We start from the raw sequence: 16726 nt of genomic DNA on the forward strand, positions 1-16726 counted from the left end.
CCCAAGCAACCTCCGCGCCTCGCCGCCCGATGGACCCTGAAACAAGTTCAGGGTGACGACGAGAGTGGAGCTAGGACTCACACTTAGCGTCATGCTGAACTCGTTTCAGCATCCATCCCGCCACCCGCGCAGGTCGTGCGTAGAGGCAGGACCGCGCGCCCCTCGCCCCCAAGCAACCTCCGCGCCTCGCCGCCCGATGGACCCTGAAACAAGTTCAGGGTGACGACGAGAGTGGAGCTAGGACACACTCTCCGTTCTGCTGGGCTCATGCCCGCCCAGCCGGCTATTCGCCGGCCGGGACGCCCATCTCCCGCAGCAGCCGGTGCGCGCCGTCGACTTTGTCCATGGTCCACAGCATGAAGCGGCTGTCGACATGGATCGTGCGGTTGCGCTCGGCGGCATAGGCCCAGTCCGAGATCACGCCGTCGAGCGTGCCGTCGAAGGCCAGGCCGACGAACTCCCCGCGGGCGTTGAGCGTCGAGGAGCCCGAGTTGCCGTTGGTGATGTCCACGGTCGACAGGAAATCGACCGGCAGGGTGCCGAGCTCCGGCGAGGCGTAGCGCCCGTAGTCCTTGGCCCGGATCGCAGCGACCGCGGCATCCGGCGCGTCGAACTCGCCTTTGCCGGTGTGCTTCGCCAGCAGACCTTCCGCGGTGGTGAACGGCGTCCAGATCTCGCCGTCGCGGGTGCGCCCGGTGACTTTGCCCCAGGTCAGCCGCAGCGATCCGTTGGCATCGGGATAGACCGGCTGGTTCATCGCCGCGCGATAGGCGAGCAGGCCCTGCATGTAGACCGAACGGGCTGCCTGGGTGCGGCCGGAACGCTCCTTGTCCGCCCGCTCGCCGGCCATGTCCCCGGGATAGAGCGCAACCGCGAGCCGCATGAAGGGATCGGCCGAAGCCTCGAGCTCGGCCGCCGGGCGGTCCAGCAAGCCCACGCGCGTGGCGGTGTCGGCCAGCTTGGTGTCGGCGTAGAGCCGGTCGAACCCGATCGTTTCCAGCGCCGCTTCGAACGCCGCGTCGCGGTCGGCGGGATCGAGCTGGCGGTATTCCGCCAGGGCGGCCTTGAACAGCTGGCGGTCGATCGCCGGCAGGAAGCGCCGCTCCACTTGCGTGAGCCGGGCCGCGACTTGCGCGCGGTCGCGATCCTGGAACCCGCTTTCTCGCGCGGCATCGGGTTTCTCGCGCTCCTTCGCCCAGCGATAGAGCGTGCGCGCCGACGACAGCAGCTGCGCCCGATTGAGCAGCGCCGAACGCAGCCCCTTCAGCGCGGCCGCGTTGTTCTCCGCCACGACCGCATCCAGCGCAGCGATCGCGGCGCCATAGCGCGCCTGCCGCGCCGGATCGGCGGCGACCCAGTCGCGGTAAGCCTGCTCCTCCGCCTGCTTGCGCGCGTCGAGCCCGATCGCGTCGGCCCCGGCGATGTCGCCGGCCAGCTTCTTCTCGTAGTTCTCGGCGCCCTGCAGGATCGAGGCGTAGCGGATCTGCGCCTCGCGGTCCCCGGCCGTCGCGCGGTCGATCTGCGTGGCGTAGTCGGACAGCAGGCGCTGCCACAGCGGCTCGTACTCGGCGAAGTTGAAGCGCACTTCCTCCGCCGTGCGCAGGCGGTTGGTGGTGCCGGGGAAGCCCGCCACCATCACGAAATCGCCTTCCTTCACGCCTTCGCTGGCGATCTTCAGCCAGTTCTTCGGCCGGTAGGGGACGTTGTCGGCCGCGAAGGCGCGCGCCGATCCGTCCGGCGCCACATAGGCGCGGTAGAAGCCGAAGTCGCCGGTATGGCGCGGCCACATCCAGTTGTCGGTCTCGCCGCCGAACGTGCCGATCCCCTGGGCCGGCGCATAGACCAGGCGCACGTCCTGGATCTCCAGCTGCTGCTGCAGGAAGTACGATGCGCCGCCGTAGTACGGGCGCACGTCGCAGCGGCGGTTGGGCTGCTTCTCGCACGCGGCGATCAGCGCCTTGCGGTTGGCGTCGAGCCGCTCGTAACGGGCGAGGCCGTCGAGCCGGCTGGTGACGCCTTTCAGCATGGCCGCGGTCACGTCGCGCAAGTCCTCGATCACGTAGATCCGCGATCCGGGGGCCGCGGGCACTTCCCCCGCGAGGTCCTTCGCCAGGAAGCCGTTGGTCAGGTAGTCCTGCCCTTCGCGGCTGTTGTACTGGATCGATCCGAGCACGCAGTGGTGATTGGTCGCGACGAGCCCTTCAGGGCTGAGGAACGCGGCCGAGCACCCGCCGAGCGAGGCGATCGCGTTGAGCGGCGCGGCATCGAGCCGGAGCTGCGACGGATCGAGCTCCAGGCCGTCGGCCCGCATCGCGGCGCCGATCTCGTTCGCCTGGCGCGGCATCCACATTCCCTCTTCGGCGCCGGCGGGAGCGGCGCCCGCAAGCAGCGTCAGGCCGGCCCCGGCGGTAACGGCGAAAAGCATGGCGGACTTGCGGATCATCGGGATTCCTTCTGGATTTGCATTCGCCCGTCTTTGCATGAGCGGGTGCCGGATCGGCAACCCAAAGAAAGCAATTCGGCGGCCTGGCCGCGCGGTGCGGTCACCTGCGGCACCCCCCCCCCAGCCGCGGCTGGTGCCCGGACCGGGAAGGAGAAACCCGGCCCGGACGAGGGGCAGCTCAAGGCAGAAGTTTGCCGTCGGGATCGATGACGCGCAGCTCGCCGAGGCCCAGCGCGCGGATCCCGCTCTCGATCTTCGCGCGGTCCCCGGCCACGATCCAGGTTAGCGGCCGGCCGGCGATCAGCGACGCCGCGGCGGCGTTGACCTGGTCGAGCGTGCTGGAGCCGATCGCGGCGGGGTAACCGGCATAGTAGTCTGCAGGCAGGCCGCTGGCGATCTCATCTGCGAGATACTGCGTCAGGCCATTGGCCGTCGACCAGGCGCTCGACAGGCCGAGCGTCAGCGTATCCTTGGTCCTGGCGAGCTCCTCGTCGGTGATCGGCTGACCGGTCGTTATGCCCTCGAGCAGCGCGGCGATCTCGCTCATCGATTCGGCGCTTTTGTCCGCCTGCACCGAAGCACCCACCGAGAACAGCCGCGCGCCCTTGCCGCCCCCGCCGATGCCACTGCCGGCGCCATAGGCCCAGCCCTTCTCCTCCCGCAGCTTCATGTTGACGCGCGAGGTGAAGGAGCCGCCCAGTGCGGTGTTCATCGCCTCGCGCGCCACTTCGTCCCCTTCCAGCCGTGGAGGCGCGAGGAGCGCGGCCGTGATCACCGTCTGCGGCGTGCCGGGCTTGTCGATCAGGTAGACGACGGGTTGCTGCGGAGCCGAGGCTGTCGGTGCGATCGTCGCCGGCACCGGTCCTGGGCGCCAGGCGGCGAAGGCCGCCTCCACCAGCGGACGGATCTCGGCCAGAGTCGTGTCGCCGGCTACGATCAGCGTCGCGTTGTTCGGCTTGAACCAACGCTGGTGGAACTCCACGAGGGCCTCGCGATCGATCGACTGCAGCGTATCGGCCGTGCTCAACCGGCCATAGGCGCTCTCCGGCCCGAACAGCAACGCCGGCACCACCCGCCCGGCCGCTCGGCCTGGGTCCTGCTTCGCTGCCGCGATCGCCGCGATCGACTGGGCCTTGAGCCGCGCGATGTCGATTTCGGCGAACGCGGGGTTCATCACCACGTCGGCATAGATCGCCAGCGACCGTTCGAGCGCCGGCTTCAGCGCCGAAAGCGATGCGAAGCTCGTCTCCCCGCCACCCCCGGACCCCAGCGTGGCGCCCAGCGAGCCCAACTGCTCGACGAGCTGCTCACCCGTGCGCGACTTCGTTCCTTCGTCGAGCAGGTTCATCGCCAACCCGCCCGTGCCGGGAGCGATACTCGCGAAGTCTTCCGGCACGCCGGTGGGCACCAGCATCGTCATGTTGACCACCGGCACCCCGCTGCGCCGCGCCACCACGAGCTTCATTCCGTTGCCGAGCGTCGCCCGCTCGACCTGCGGGAACTCGGCGGCGACCGCAGCGCCCGGCATCGGCATCGTGCTGCGGTCGGCGCCGCTCGCGGCCGCCGCAAGATCGCCGAACGGCAGGATGTTCAGGATATAGCTCCCGCCGTTCAGCCACCGCGCACCGGCCTCCCGGATCTGCGCAGGCGTAGCATCGCGGAAGCGCTGGAAACCGGCCTTCCACCCATAGGCGTCGCCCAGATAAGTCTGGCTCTCGGCCAGGACGGAAGCCTTAGTCGAAATGCTTTCCAGCGAGCGCACATAGCTGGCCAGAGTCGAGGTGCGGATCCGCGCCATTTCCGCTGCGTTCGGTCCGCTCTTGAGCAGCTTCGTCAGCTCCTCCTCGACAATCGCCTCGATCCGCGCCAGGTCTCCGTCCGGCTTGGCTGTCGCGGTGATCAAGAATTGCCCGCCGATCTGGCGGTTCCAGACGCTCGCATCCACGCCCGTGGCAAGCTGCTCGTCGACCACGAGGCGCTTGTAGAGGCGCGCGTTCTTGTCGCCGGCCAGGATGAGCGAAAGAAACTGCAGATAGTCCGTATCGGTCGACGCATAGTCGGAGATGTTCCACACGCGGTAAAGCCGCGGCTGCGCGACGCGGTCGTAAGCGGTTTCCCGGATCGTCGCCGGCAGCGGCACGATCCAGCTCTTCGGCTGGCTGACCGGCGTGCCTGGAGCGATATCGCCGAAGTACTTCTCGACTTTCGCCCTGGCTTCCTCCGGCGTGATGTCGCCCGAGAGCACGATCACGGCGTTGGACGGACCGTAGTAAGTCCGGAACCACTCCTGCACATCGTCCAGGCTCGCCGCTTCGAGATCCTCCATCGAGCCGATCGTGCTGTGGGCATAAGGGTGCCCGGCCGGCGCCGTGGCCCGGATGATCAGGTCCCAGGCCTTGGCATAAGGCTTGTTATCGCCCTGCCGCTTCTCGTTCTTCACCACCGCGCGCTGCTCGTCGAGCTTGGCCTGGTCGATGGCGCCGAGCAGGTGGCCCATGCGATCGCTCTCGAGCCACAGGATGCTGTCCAGCGCGGCCTTCGGCACGGTCTGGTAATAGTTCGTCCGGTCGACGTCGGTCGTGCCGTTCTGGTCCGAGGCGCCGATCTTCTGGGTCGCCTTGAAGAAGTCGTCGTCGAAGTTCTCCGAGCCGTTGAACATCAGATGCTCGAACAGGTGCGCGAAGCCGGAGCGCCCCGCAGGCTCGTTCTTGGAGCCGACGTGGTACCAGATATGCACCGCGACCAGCGGGGCCGAGCGGTCCTCGTGCACGATCAGCGTCAGCCCGTTGCCGAGCACCATCTTCGTTGCAGGGATGTCCAGCGCCAACGAAGCAGTGGGATCGGCGGCGGCTCTTTGCGCAGTGGCGGCAAGCGCAGGCGCCGCAGGGCCGGACAGGAAAGCCACCGCCAAGGCCGCGCAGGCAAGCACGGCCCGGCAGAAGCGGCCGGCACGGAACGATGACATCGACGGAGATCCCCCAGAACACGTGTGTTGCTGGTATAGACGCGCGGACGCCCCGTTTCCGCATCGCTTCCGAGCGTTTTTCGCACCTGGCCGGAGCCCGCGCGCCAGCCCTTCCGCTCCCCACTTAAGTTAAGCCCGCGAAAGATATGCCGAAATCCCGGGAGCCAACCGCGCCGTCCGCGATTGTGCAAGAGCATCAACTCACCTGAGGTTCCGCCACATGCACACGATGGCCGATCGGCCCCATTCGCTCGCCTACATCGGCCGTCCCGCTCCCGTCCTCCTCTGCCTCAGCCATCTGCGGTGGGACTTCGTCTGGCAGCGCCCGCAGCACCTGATGAGCCGCTTCGCGCGCAATCACACGGTCCTGTTCTGGGAAGAGCCGATCTACGACGGCTCCGGACCGCGCATGGAGCAGCGCGTCTGCCCGCAGACCGGCGTCCACGTCCTGACCCCGCACTTGCCCGGCCCTCACGACATCGCCGGAGAGACCGAAATCCTCCGCAGCCTGCTCGACCAGGCGCTCGGCGGGCAGGCCCCGGCGGTGGCCTGGTACTACACTCCGATGATGCTGCCGCTGGCGCGCCATCTCGGTGCCGAATGCATCGTCTACGACTGCATGGACGAGCTGGCGAACTTCAAGGGCGCTCCGCCCGAGCTCCTGGCGCTGGAGGCCGAGCTGATCGCGGTCGCCGACCTGATCTTCACCGGCGGCTACAGCCTCTATGAGGCGAAGCGGGAACGCCATCCCGAAGTGCACCCCTTCCCCTCCAGCGTCGACGTGCCGCACTTCGCCATTGCCCGCGAGCTCGGCCTGGATCCCGCGGACCAGGCCGATCTTCCGCAGCCGAGGCTCGGCTACTGCGGGGTCATCGACGAGCGCATGGACCTCGACCTCGTCGCAGCCATCGCGGACGCGCAGCCCGACTGGTCGATCGTCATGGTCGGCCCGGTGGTCAAGATCGACTGGAGCACCCTGCCGCAGCGGCCCAACATCCGCTACCTCGGGGGCAAGCAGTACGCCGAGCTACCGGACTACTTGCGCGGCTGGGACGTAGCGCTGATGCCGTTCGCGCTCAACGAATCCACTCGTTTCATCAGCCCGACCAAAACCCCCGAATATCTCGCAGCCGGCTGCTCCGTGGTCTCCACTCCGGTGACCGACGTCGTGCGTCACTATGGCGGCGTGGAAGCCGTGCGAATTGCCGAAGGGCCGGACGCCTTCCTGGAAGCCTGCCGCGAGGCGCTTGCCCTGGCCCGAGGCACCTACAACGGCTGGCGCACGGAGGTCGACGCAATCCTCGCCGGCAACAGCTGGGACAGAACGCATGCCGCAATGGCCGCCCTGATCGGCGAGCTCCGCCTGGAGAAAGCCACCGCCGCCGCCGCAGCGCCCGCCGTCCTCCGCAGCCGGCATTACGATGTCGTGGTCGTCGGCGCAGGTTTCGCGGGCTCGGTCATGGCCGAGCGCCTGGCGCGCGGCTCGGGCAAGCGCGTGCTGGTGGTGGACCGCCGCCCGCACGTCGCGGGCAATGCTTACGATCGGCTCGACGAGGCGGGGATCCTGATCCACCAGTACGGGCCGCACATCTTCCACACCAATTCGCCGGAGATCTTCAGCTACCTCTCCCGCTTCACCGAATGGCGGCCTTACGAGCACCGCGTGCTGGCGGAAGTGCGCGGCCAACTGCTGCCGATCCCGATCAACCGCACCACGCTGAACAAGCTCTACGGGGCGGACCTGGCGGACGACGCAGCGGCGGAAGCCTTCCTCAAGGCGAAAGCCGAACCGGTCGAAACGATCCGCACCTCGAAGGACGTCGTCGTCTCGGCGGTCGGGCGCGAGCTCTACGAGCTGTTCTTCGAAGGCTACACCCGCAAGCAGTGGGGCCTCGACCCCTCGGAACTCGACAAGGCGGTCACCGCGCGTGTGCCCACCCGCACCAACGCCGACGACCGCTACTTCACCGACCGCTTCCAGTTCATGCCGGCCGAAGGCTACACGCGCATGTTCGAACGCATGCTCGACCATCCCAATATCGACCTCCTGCTCGGCGTCGACTGGACGGAGCTCGACGGATCGACCACCTGGGACCATGTCGTGTTCACCGGGCCGATCGACGAGTACTTCGGCCACCGCTTCGGCAAACTGCCCTACCGCTCGCTCGCCTTCCAGCACGAGACCCTGGATCGCGAGTGGCTCCAGCCGGTCGCCGTGGTCAACTACCCGTCGGAGAGCACGCCGCACACCCGCGTGACCGAATACAAGCACCTGACCGGGCAGAGCGCCCCGCGCACCAGCGTGACTTACGAGTACCCGGCGGAGGAAGGCGATCCGTACTACCCGATCCCCCGGCCGGAGAACCAGGCGCTCTACAAGCGCTACGCCGCCCTCGCGGATCAGCAGGAGGACACAACCTTCGTCGGGCGGCTGGCGACTTACCGCTACTACAACATGGACCAGGTCGTCGGGCAGGCGCTGGCGACCTATCGCCGCATGGCCGAGCGCATGGGGACACCCGCGGAGGCCGAGCCGGCAGTTCTCGTGGCGGGCCTGAGTGCCGCCTGAGGCGTCGGCGACCCTGCAGGCGCAGCCGGCGCCCGGCAGTGCCGCGATGCCGTGGATCGCCGCCCGCCCCGGCCTGCCCTACTTCGTGGACGAGCGCGGCGAGAGCTGGACGCCGATCGGTGCCAACGAGGCGATCACCTGGCCCGAGCTCGCCCCGCTGTTCCGGCGCAAGGATCCCGCGGCGGTGGAACGGCATCTGCACGAGCTCCGCGAGCAGGGCGTCACCTGCCTGCGGCTGATGCTGGAGTACTGCCACTTCGAGCACCGCTATCTCGAGCGCCCCGTCGCCCGCTTCGTGCCGAACATGGTGCGGCTATGGGACGATCTCTTCGCCCTGCTCGAGAAGACCGGCCTGCGGGCCCTGCTGACGCCTTACGACACGTTCTTCATGTGGACTCGCTGGCGGCATCATCCCTACAACCGCCGCAACGGCGGGCCGTGCTCGAGCCGCCGCCGCTGGCTCACGTGCCCGCAGACCCGCGAGGCGATCAAGGGCCGGCTGGCGTTTGCGAGCGACCGCTGGGGCGGCAGCCCGGCCCTGTTCGCTTGGGATTTGTGGAACGAGATCCATCCCGCGCACGGCGGCGACGATCCGGGGACGATCGCGCCTTTCGTCACCGACCTGAGCGAGTGGCTTCGGGAGCGAGAAACACTGCGTTACGGCCGGGCCCACCCGCAGACCGTCTCGATCTTCGGCCCGCAGCTGACCGAACAGCCGGCGACCGTCGAGCCGATCTTCAGGCACCCATCGCTCGATTTCGCCTCAACGCACCTCTACGAATTCGGCACGATCGACGATCCTCGCGACACTGTCGCCCCGGCGATCGCCACCGGCCGCCTAATACGCGCTGCGGTGAACGAAGCGCGCGACTTGCGCCCGGTGCTCGACAGCGAGCACGGGCCGATCCACCGCTTCAAGGACAAGCGCGTCACCCTGCCGGAACCGTTCGACGACGAATACTTCCGCCACATCCAGTGGGCCCACCTCGCCAGCGGCGGCGCCGGCGGCGGCATGCGCTGGCCCAACCGCCACCCGCATGTCCTCACCCAAGGCATGCGCCGTGCCCAGGGCGTGCTGGCACGGTTCCTGCCGCTGATCGACTGGACCACCTTCCGGCGGCGGAACATCTCGGAGGAGGTCGCCTGCTCCGATCCAGACGTCCAGGTCTTCGCTTGCGCCGACGACGCCCAGGCTTTGCTCTGGCTCCTCTCGCGAGGACCGCTCGAACGAGACGGGCGCCTGGCTCCGCGTGCTCCCCGGCCGGTCGAGGTGCGCATCCCCGGCCTGTCCGCCGGCAGCTATGCGATCCAGCCGTTCGACACCGTCACCTGTGAGCCCGGTCCATGCTCAAAGGCTCTCTCCGACGGGAAGCACTTGCAGGCCGGGCTCCAACTCGCCGGCGACCTTGCCGTCGCGATACGTCGATCCGACGCATAGGGAACGGCCCTCGGCAAGCCCCGTTGCCCTAGCGAACCCGAACACCCGGAGAGCAGCGATGGCCAGCGACAAGAAACCCACGCAAGCGATGCCGAACGACGGCCTCGCGGGCACCGCCGACGGCACGAACCGGCCGGGTGAGGCACCCCTGGACGCCGACCCGCACCGGGCCGAACGCCCGGGAAAAGGCTTCGCCGGCGGCCAATCGGAAAGAGCCTACCACGGCTCGCATCAGCTCGGCGACAAACACATCGAAGGCAAGGACAACCCGAACGCCGCAGCCAGCGAGGACTGACGGAGCAGAGGCGCAGAGGAAAAGTTTGTCACGCAAAGGCGAAAGACGCAAAGATCTCGCGGCGAAGCCGCGCTAATTCCTACCGCCCGCTTTCAGCGGTTGGAGTGTAGTCCCTCCTGGCGCCTTCTTCTTTGCGCCCTCGCGCCTTTGCGGGAAAACCCTCTGCGCCTCAGCGTCTCTGCGAGCGCATAAGAAGGCTCGGGCTGCGTCCTCGCTCCTCAGGATCGAAGTCTTAGGCTGAGAGCCAAAGGACCCGCATCCCTTATCTGCACCATACAATAGTAGATGTTTGTATGGTATAGCTCTACCACCCCCGGACAACCGCTCGTAGTTTCCGCCTAAGCTAATCTACTGACCTTCAGCCCCTTCAATCCCCACTCCTCAGGTGGACTCTCCCCGACAGCGCACCTATGTATGGCCCAGCATCCCGCCATCGTATGGCCCTCCCCGGAGAACGACCCGTGAAACTCCCCGACGACGAAAAGCTCGGCTGGATACTCAAGACAGGCTGGAAGGGCCTGTGCCCGCACTGCGGGAAAGGGAAGATGTTCCGGAAGTGGCTGAAGATAGCCGATCGGTGCGAGGTCTGCGGGCTCGACTACCGCTTCGCCTCTCCCGACGATGGGCCGGCGTTCTTCTCGCTGTGCATCATCGTCTTCCCGCTGGCCTTCTTCGTAGTCTGGCTCGAATTCGCGCACAGCCCGCCTTACTGGGTCCACCTGCTCACCTCGTTCCCCCTGCTCATGATCGGCAGCATCTTGCCGTTGCAGCCCATCAAGGGCTGGCTGGTCGCCTCGCAGTACGTGAACAAGGCACAGGAAGCGGGAACCGAGAAGCTGTGGGCGCAGATGCACGAACGCGAAGCGAAACGCCGCGACGGGCACAAGTAAGTGGAGGGCTGGTGCCCCGACCTGTCCGGCTTTGCCGGGCCCAAGTATCGGGCAGTGGCCGACGCTCTGGCCGACGCGGTCGATCGCGGCGAGCTGCGACCGGGGGAGCGCCTCCCGCCCCAACGCACGCTGGCAAGCCGCCTTGGCTTCGACCTGACGACGATCACGAAAGCTTACGACCGGGCGCGGCGCAACGGCCTCATCGACACGCGTGGGCGGGCCGGCAGCTTCGTCGTCGAGCCGGCACGCGCTTCCGCGCCGGCCGCGCACCTGGTCGACACCGGCATGAACTGCCCGCCGCTTGCTCCGCAAGGGCTGCTGCAGCGCGCCCTGGCCGAAGCCTTCCAGGAGGCTATCGCCGGCGGTGACACGGCCAGCCTTCAATACCAGCGGCTCGGCGGCGCACCCGAGGTGCGAGCGGCCGGCGCCGCCCTGCTCGGCCGCATCGGCCTTGCATCGGCGGTCGACCAGGTCGTCGTCGCGGCGGGCGGGCAGAACGCGCTGCACGCTGCGCTGCGGGCGGGTCTTCGTTCGGGGGACCGCGTTGCCTGCGGCCGGTTCGTCTATCCGGGCTTCATCGCCCTCGCGCAGCGGCTCTCGCTCGAGCTCGTGCCGCTGCCGCAGATGACGGCAGAGGCCTTGGAGGGCGCCTGCCGCGAGGGCCCGATCCAGGCGCTCTACGTCGTGCCGACCAACAACAATCCGACCACCGAAACCGTGCCTGCCGCGGAGCGCGCCGCCATTGCCGAGGCGGCCCGACGCCAGGACATCCAGATCATCGAGGACGATGCCTACGGCCTGCTGCCCGCGGATCGCCTGCCGCCTATCGCCAGCTTCGCGCCCGAACGGTCCTGGTACATCCTGAGCACTTCGAAGATCGTTTCGCCGGCGTTGCGGGTCGCGTTCACCCGCGCGCCCGGCGTGTCGCAAGCCCTGCGGATCGCCGCCGATGTCCACGAGACAGCTGTCATGGCCCCGCCCATCAACGCGGCGATCGTTGCGAAGTGGCTGCGAGACGGCACTTTCGACCGGCTTGTCGCCGCCACCCGCGACGAAGCGGCTGCGCGCCAGAAGCTCGCGCGGCCGCTGCTGGGCTCATCCCACTATGCAAGCCATGCCCAGGGCTATCACCTTTGGCTGACGCTGCCGGAGCAGGTCAGTGCGGCGGAGCTTTCGCGCGAACTGAACGCTGCCGGGATCGGCAGTGTGCCGTCGGACCGGTTCGCCGCCGGCAAGAGCAGCCTGCAGGCGCTGCGCATATCGCTCGGCGGGCCGATCGACCGTGCTGGACTTTGCACTTCCTTGCGGGTGCTGGAAGGGCACGTGAACGGGTCCGTCCAGCGCTGGGATGCGCTCGTCTGAAGCCGACCCGCTACGAGGCGTAACGGTTCACTGCCCGAAGTCGAAAAGATCGCGAAACCGGCTCGGCTGGGAGCGCAGGTACTGTTCCGGAGCACGCACCCGGCCGCCCAGATGCGTCGCGGCGTGCCACGGCCAGCGCGGGTTGAACAGGATGCCGCGCGCCAGCGCCACGAGGTCCGCATCGCCGGTCGCGACGATGGCCTCCGCCTGGTCGAACCCGGTGATGAGGCCCACGGCCACGACGGGAATGCCGACCGCCTGCTTGACCGCGCGGGCCAGCGGAACCTGGTAGTTCGGCCCTACGGGGATGTTCTGCGCCGGATGGAGCCCGCCGCTGGAAACATGGATGGCCGCGCAGCCCCGCGCCTCCAGCGCGCGCGAAAAGGCGATCGTCTGCTCGATATCCCAGCCGCCTTCGACCCAGTCCGTGGCGGACAGGCGCACGCTGACCGGCCGCTCCGCCGGGAAGGCCGCGCGCACCGCGTCGTAGATCTCCAGCGGGAAGCGCATCCGGTTCTCGAGGCTGCCGCCGTACTCGTCCGTCCGCCGGTTGGACAAAGGCGAGAGGAACTGATGCAGCAAGTAGCCATGCGCCGCGTGGATCTGCACGGCATCGAGCCCCAGGCGGGCGGATCGCTCGGTCGCCTCGGCGAACCCTGTACGGATCCGCGCCAGCCCCTCGGCGTCGAGCTCGACCGGCGGGTTCTCTCCCTCATCCCAGGGGATCGGCGAGGGCGCTACAGTCTGCCAGCCGTTCGGCTGCGACGGCGCGATCTGCCGGCCGCCGTCCCACGGCTTCTGCGTCGAGGCCTTGCGACCGGCGTGGCCGAGTTGGATCGCGACCGGCATGTCAGACCAGCGGCGCACGCTTTCCAGCACGCGCGCCATCGCCGCTTCATTGGCATCGGACCAGAGGCCCACGTCGCCATAGCTGATGCGCCCTTCGGGCGTGACCGCTGTCGCTTCGATCGTCAGCAGCGCGGCGCCCGAATGGGCCAGCTGGCCGAGGTGGATCAGGTGCCAGTCCGTCATGCACCCGTCCTCCGCGGAGTACTGGCACATCGGTGCGATGACGATGCGGTTGTCGAGGTGAAGACCTCCGACGTCCAATGGACTGAACAGTGCTGACATGGCTTCCCCGGTATGGATAACTGCTGCAACGCGGCTGCCGGAGGGAAGGTCCCGCCGGCTGCAGGCTCGCCCCCCGCTTACCTGATCGGCAGCGCAGTGGTCGCCTTGATCTCGGACAGCGCCACGGTCGAGTTGACCTCCTGGACCCCGGGCAATTGCGAGAGCCGGTCGAAGAAGAACCGCTCGTACGCCTCGATGTCCGGAGCGACGATGCGGATCAGGAAATCGACAGGACCCATGAGGACGTAACACTCGAGCACTTCGGGGAAGGCCCGGATCGCCTCAGCAAACTCATCGAGATGGGCCCGGCCATGGGCGTTGAGCCGAACTTGCGCGAACACGTGGGCGTTGAGGCCGACCTTGCGGCGGTCCACCAGCGCGACCTTGCGCTTGATGAACCCGTCCTTCTCCAGCCGGTCGATGCGCCGCCAGCACGGGGACGCCGACAAGCCGACACGTTCGGATATTTCCGCCGTGGAGAGCGACGCATCCTCCTGCAGGAGCTCGAGGATTCGCTTTTCGAACTTGTCGAGGGTTTCGGGCATGTCTTACCTCGCATTCGGTATACGCAGGCATGATCCACCCAATCCGGGTGTGTATCAAGCAAACTTAGACCGACAATACCTCTCCAGCCATGGCATCTCTCACACTCCCAATCAGGAGCCGACCAGTGCGAGAGAGCTGCCCTTCCCGATCCGCCATAGCCTGCGAGGTGGTCCCGATCGAGGACCGCAAGGCCGGCCTGCAGGGCGTCATCGTCATCCATTCCACTCGCCTCGGCCCGGCCGGCGGCGGCTGCCGGCTGTGGAGCTATCCGACGATGGCTGAAGCGACCGATGACGGCATGAGGCTGGCCGCCGGGATGAGCTACAAGAACGCCCTTGCCGGCCTGCCGCTCGGCGGAGGAAAGGCCGTGCTGCGCAAGCCAGACGGGGACTTCTGCCGCCAGGCGCTGTTCGAAGCCTTCGGCCTGGCGGTGGAGCGGCTTGGCGGGCGCTATGTGACCGCCGAAGATGTCGGCACGAGCGTCGCGGACATGGCTTTGGTCTCCCGCCGGACCGGGCACGTGGCGGGGCTTGCCCGCCGCGCGAACCGGCCGGGAGGTGACCCCTCCCCGCACACCGCACGCGGGGTGTTCCTGGCGATGCGCTGCGCCGTCGAGCGCCGGCTCGGGCGGTCGCTCGGCGATGTCACGGTTGCGGTCCAGGGCCTCGGCCACGTCGGCTACGAACTGTGCCGTCTGCTCCATGCGGAAGGGGCGCGCCTGATCGTTGCGGAGCCGCGCTCCGACGTGGCGGCGCGGGCCGCGGTCGAGTTCGGGGCCGAAGTGGCGGGAACCGGCAGCATCGTCGATGCTGCGGCCGACGTCTTCGCGCCCTGCGCCATGGGCGGCGTGCTCGACAGCCGTTCCGTTCCGCGGCTGAAGGCGAGCGTCGTCTGCGGCGCGGCGAACAACCAACTGGCCGATCCGGCGCTCGGCGCCTTACTCGCGGATCGAGGCGTGCTCTACGCCCCCGACTACCTCGTCAACGCCGGCGGCATCATCAACGTCGCCGCGGAATATCTTGGCTGGGCCACCGCCGAAGTGGACGAACGGATCGCCGCCATCCCGGCGCGGCTCGCCGAAGTCCTCGACCGGGCCGAACGGACCGAGCGGCCGACGGGCGACGTCGCCGACGAGATGGCGCGTGAGGTACTGTCCGGCGCCCCGGTCACCGCCTTGCAGTAACGGCAGCCGCGTCGGTTTTCCTAGTCGGCTGCGGAGCCGCTGCGCGCGGCGAGCTCGCGTTCCTCGTCCAGCAGTTCCTCGGCCTTGACGTTCATCCGGTCGATGACCCGTCGAAGCGTCTCCAGGTCTTCCGGCGGGATATCGCCGGTCAAGCGCCGATCACGCTCGAGCGCTCGCTCGACCATACGGGCGTAGAGTGTGCACCCCGTCTTGGAGAGACCGATCTCGACCTCCGGGCCGCCCGGCTTGCGCTCTCTGGTCAGCAAGCCGCGCTCCACCATCCCCTTGACCGCCCGGCTGAGCTGGCCCCGGTCCTGCAGCGTAAGCTCCGACAGGCGGTTGAGAGTCAGCGGGGCATGGCGCCCGACTTGCGTCATGATCCGCCACTCGATCTCCGACAGGTCGAACTGCCGGCGAGACGCCAGGATGCCGCTTCTGCGCAGGACGCTGAAGAAGCCGATCATGCGCATCGTCACCAGCTCTCCGAGCGGGTTCGTGCGCTGGTCCTCGCCGCGGCCGGCGAGCGCCTCCTGCGGGCGTACCGACCGGTCGGCCTGGTGCTTCTGTCTCGTCATCGCGTTCCCCTCCCGCGGTTCGGCGGCCAGCCGATTTTGCGGCATCCGAACGCCATATGACGTCTAAATGCCCTGCGTCAGCAATTTCCTGCGGCCGGGAAGAGGGAGACAAGCGGTGAGGAGGGCTAGAGGTACTCGGTTTCGCCCTGCTCGTTGATCGGATTGCGGTCGTTCTCGGAACACTGGAACTCGAGCAGCTTGCCGTAGCGGTCGCGGCGATAACGAACCGTCACTTCGAACGGCTCCGACAGCGCCTCGGGGTCTTCCATGCGCATCTCGTTGATGAGCACGTCGGGGTTCGCCGGATCGAGCCTGATGCGCTCCGTCAGGCGGAACTGCGACGAGTGCGGAAAGCCGGTGTCGATCTCCAGCTCGTCCGAGATGCCGGTGGTTTCGACCACCAGCGTGCCGCCCTCCCAGCGGCCGATCGAGTCGCCCATGAACGTCGGATCGGGGTCTTCCTCGTGCGTGCGCCCGTCGGTCCAGACGGTCCGCGTCTGCATCCATGCTTCCTGGTTGATGGTCACCCGCCCGGGGGCGAAGATGAACTCGTAGGGGTACTGCCCCAGGCGCATGATGCGCGGCATCCCGGGAGGGCTGCAGTTGGAGCGCGTGCGCCGCACGACGCCGTTGTTCGCGCGGGCATCGGCCAGCCACTTCTCCCGCCGCTCGAGGAATTCGCCCTTGAGCTTCGGCGCGACCGCCGCCTGGTGGTCGGACGCGCCACCGATCACGAACCAGATGCCGCCCCAGTCGGGCAGGGCGTCGACTTCGTGGTACTTGCCCTTGGGGTGCCCGGCGCCTTCGCCCGCGGACAGGCCGGGCGGCGGCGGCGCAGCCGGGCCCGGGGCGACTTGCGCCGGGCCGGGCATGGCCAGAGTCAGGAGCAGGGCCGCGGGAACGGCCCGCACTATGGTCATTCGCATCTGGTTCTCCCCCCGCGCCCTGTCAGCCGACCTGGCCCAAGGTGGACCCGTCCGGCAGCCGCACGCCGGCATAGGAACCGCCCCTCGCGCCGCTGCGGAGCGGGTGGACGTATAGCTTGATCTTGTCGCCGGACTTCAGGCTGGTTCGCTTCCAGCCTTCCTGGACCAGGTTGTTGGGGCTGGTCATCTCGATCGACCAGCGCTCCTTCTTGCCACCGGCCGTCGCGTCGATCTCGATGAAGGCATGCGGGTTCTGCCACTTGAAGCGGACGACCGTGGCGTCGAGCGCCACCGTCTTCTGCATGTCGAACATCGCGTAGGAATGGTGCGCCAGCGTAGGGCCAGGGATCGCCAGGAGGCCAGCCAGTGCGAGCCAGGGAGAAATCTTCATGATGACCTCTTG

The 16726-nt window shown here is 68.0% G+C and carries 13 protein-coding genes; 6 read left to right on the plus strand and 7 right to left on the minus strand.

The features are described 5' to 3' along the window. Positions 1-283: 283 nt before the first annotated feature. On the minus strand, positions 284-2443 hold the full coding sequence (locus tag GRI75_RS09555; protein ID WP_160746755.1) for a S46 family peptidase: 2160 nt from the start codon (positions 2441-2443) through the stop codon (positions 284-286). A 178-nt stretch (positions 2444-2621) separates the two neighbouring features. Further along, positions 2622-5408 carry a M16 family metallopeptidase gene (locus GRI75_RS09560; RefSeq protein WP_160746756.1) on the minus strand — a complete coding sequence of 929 codons (2787 nt, stop codon included), beginning with the start codon at positions 5406-5408 and terminating at the stop codon, positions 2622-2624. A 337-nt stretch (positions 5409-5745) separates the two neighbouring features. On the opposite strand from GRI75_RS09560, the gene glf reads away from it, so the two are divergent. The 5 genes from glf (at position 5746) to GRI75_RS09585 (ending at position 11962) form a co-directional block, all read left to right on the plus strand. After that, entirely contained in the window at positions 5746-7977 is a 2232-nt protein-coding gene (gene glf / locus GRI75_RS09565) for a UDP-galactopyranose mutase (protein ID WP_160746946.1), read from the plus strand. Further along, positions 7967-9415, plus strand: a complete 1449-nt coding sequence (locus GRI75_RS09570; protein ID WP_160746757.1) for a glycoside hydrolase 5 family protein — start codon at positions 7967-7969, stop codon at positions 9413-9415. Before glf ends, GRI75_RS09570 begins: the two co-directional genes overlap by 11 nt. A 58-nt stretch (positions 9416-9473) precedes the next feature. Next, positions 9474-9710 carry a hypothetical protein gene (locus GRI75_RS09575; RefSeq protein WP_160746758.1) on the plus strand — a complete coding sequence of 79 codons (237 nt, stop codon included), beginning with the start codon at positions 9474-9476 and terminating at the stop codon, positions 9708-9710. A gap of 437 nt (positions 9711-10147) precedes the next feature. Continuing rightward, positions 10148-10600 carry a DUF983 domain-containing protein gene (locus GRI75_RS09580; protein WP_160746759.1) on the plus strand — a complete coding sequence of 151 codons (453 nt, stop codon included), beginning with the start codon at positions 10148-10150 and terminating at the stop codon, positions 10598-10600. A gap of 54 nt (positions 10601-10654) precedes the next feature. Further along, a complete protein-coding gene (locus GRI75_RS09585; RefSeq protein ID WP_328597962.1) occupies positions 10655-11962 on the plus strand; it encodes an aminotransferase-like domain-containing protein in 1308 nt (435 codons plus the stop codon). Positions 11963-11989: 27 nt separating this feature from the next. On the opposite strand, the gene GRI75_RS09590 is transcribed toward GRI75_RS09585, so the two are convergent. Both GRI75_RS09590 and GRI75_RS09595 read right to left on the minus strand, forming a co-directional pair. Then, complete coding sequence (locus tag GRI75_RS09590) at positions 11990-13093, minus strand: NADH:flavin oxidoreductase/NADH oxidase (protein WP_160746761.1); 1104 nt, start codon at positions 13091-13093, stop codon at positions 11990-11992. A 77-nt stretch (positions 13094-13170) separates the two neighbouring features. Beyond that, entirely contained in the window at positions 13171-13638 is a 468-nt protein-coding gene (locus GRI75_RS09595) for an Lrp/AsnC family transcriptional regulator (RefSeq protein WP_160746762.1), read from the minus strand. Positions 13639-13805: 167 nt separating this feature from the next. Between GRI75_RS09595 and GRI75_RS09600 the strand changes: the two genes are divergently transcribed. Further along, the gene (locus GRI75_RS09600; protein WP_328597963.1) at positions 13806-14822 is read left to right on the plus strand and encodes a Leu/Phe/Val dehydrogenase; all 1017 of its coding nucleotides are present in this window, start codon (positions 13806-13808) and stop codon (positions 14820-14822) included. A 20-nt stretch (positions 14823-14842) separates the two neighbouring features. Here the strand turns inward: GRI75_RS09600 and GRI75_RS09605 are convergent, their stop codons facing one another. The 3 genes from GRI75_RS09605 to GRI75_RS09615 all read right to left on the minus strand — a co-directional run bounded on the left by GRI75_RS09605 (position 14843) and on the right by GRI75_RS09615 (position 16714). Further along, positions 14843-15397, minus strand: coding sequence for a MarR family winged helix-turn-helix transcriptional regulator (locus GRI75_RS09605; protein WP_160746763.1), 555 nt, complete (start codon positions 15395-15397; stop codon positions 14843-14845). A 125-nt stretch (positions 15398-15522) separates the two neighbouring features. Further along, complete coding sequence (locus GRI75_RS09610; protein ID WP_160746764.1) at positions 15523-16323, minus strand: hypothetical protein; 801 nt, start codon at positions 16321-16323, stop codon at positions 15523-15525. A 22-nt stretch (positions 16324-16345) separates the two neighbouring features. After that, complete coding sequence (locus GRI75_RS09615) at positions 16346-16714, minus strand: DUF6152 family protein (protein WP_160746765.1); 369 nt, start codon at positions 16712-16714, stop codon at positions 16346-16348. Between the last annotated feature and the right edge of the window lie 12 nt (positions 16715-16726).

Origin of the sequence: Croceibacterium soli, assembly GCF_009828065.1 — a bacterium.
GTDB classification, from domain to species: Bacteria; Pseudomonadota; Alphaproteobacteria; order Sphingomonadales; family Sphingomonadaceae; genus Croceibacterium_B; species Croceibacterium_B soli.

Excerpts from the sequence above, each read along its gene's own strand:
- GRI75_RS09555 (WP_160746755.1), bottom strand. The coding sequence starts at position 2,443 with ATGATCCGCAAGTCCGCCATGCTTTTCGCCGTTACCGCCGGGGCCGGC.
- GRI75_RS09580 (WP_160746759.1), top strand. The coding sequence starts at position 10,148 with ATGGCCCTCCCCGGAGAACGACCCGTGAAACTCCCCGACGACGAAAAG.
- GRI75_RS09615 (WP_160746765.1), bottom strand. The coding sequence starts at position 16,714 with ATGAAGATTTCTCCCTGGCTCGCACTGGCTGGCCTCCTGGCGATCCCT.
- GRI75_RS09595 (WP_160746762.1), bottom strand. The coding sequence starts at position 13,638 with ATGCCCGAAACCCTCGACAAGTTCGAAAAGCGAATCCTCGAGCTCCTG.
- GRI75_RS09610 (WP_160746764.1), bottom strand. The coding sequence starts at position 16,323 with ATGCGAATGACCATAGTGCGGGCCGTTCCCGCGGCCCTGCTCCTGACT.
- glf (WP_160746946.1), top strand. The coding sequence starts at position 5,746 with ATGAGCCGCTTCGCGCGCAATCACACGGTCCTGTTCTGGGAAGAGCCG.
- GRI75_RS09605 (WP_160746763.1), bottom strand. The coding sequence starts at position 15,397 with ATGACGAGACAGAAGCACCAGGCCGACCGGTCGGTACGCCCGCAGGAG.
- GRI75_RS09560 (WP_160746756.1), bottom strand. The coding sequence starts at position 5,408 with ATGTCATCGTTCCGTGCCGGCCGCTTCTGCCGGGCCGTGCTTGCCTGC.
- GRI75_RS09590 (WP_160746761.1), bottom strand. The coding sequence starts at position 13,093 with ATGTCAGCACTGTTCAGTCCATTGGACGTCGGAGGTCTTCACCTCGAC.
- GRI75_RS09575 (WP_160746758.1), top strand. The coding sequence starts at position 9,474 with ATGGCCAGCGACAAGAAACCCACGCAAGCGATGCCGAACGACGGCCTC.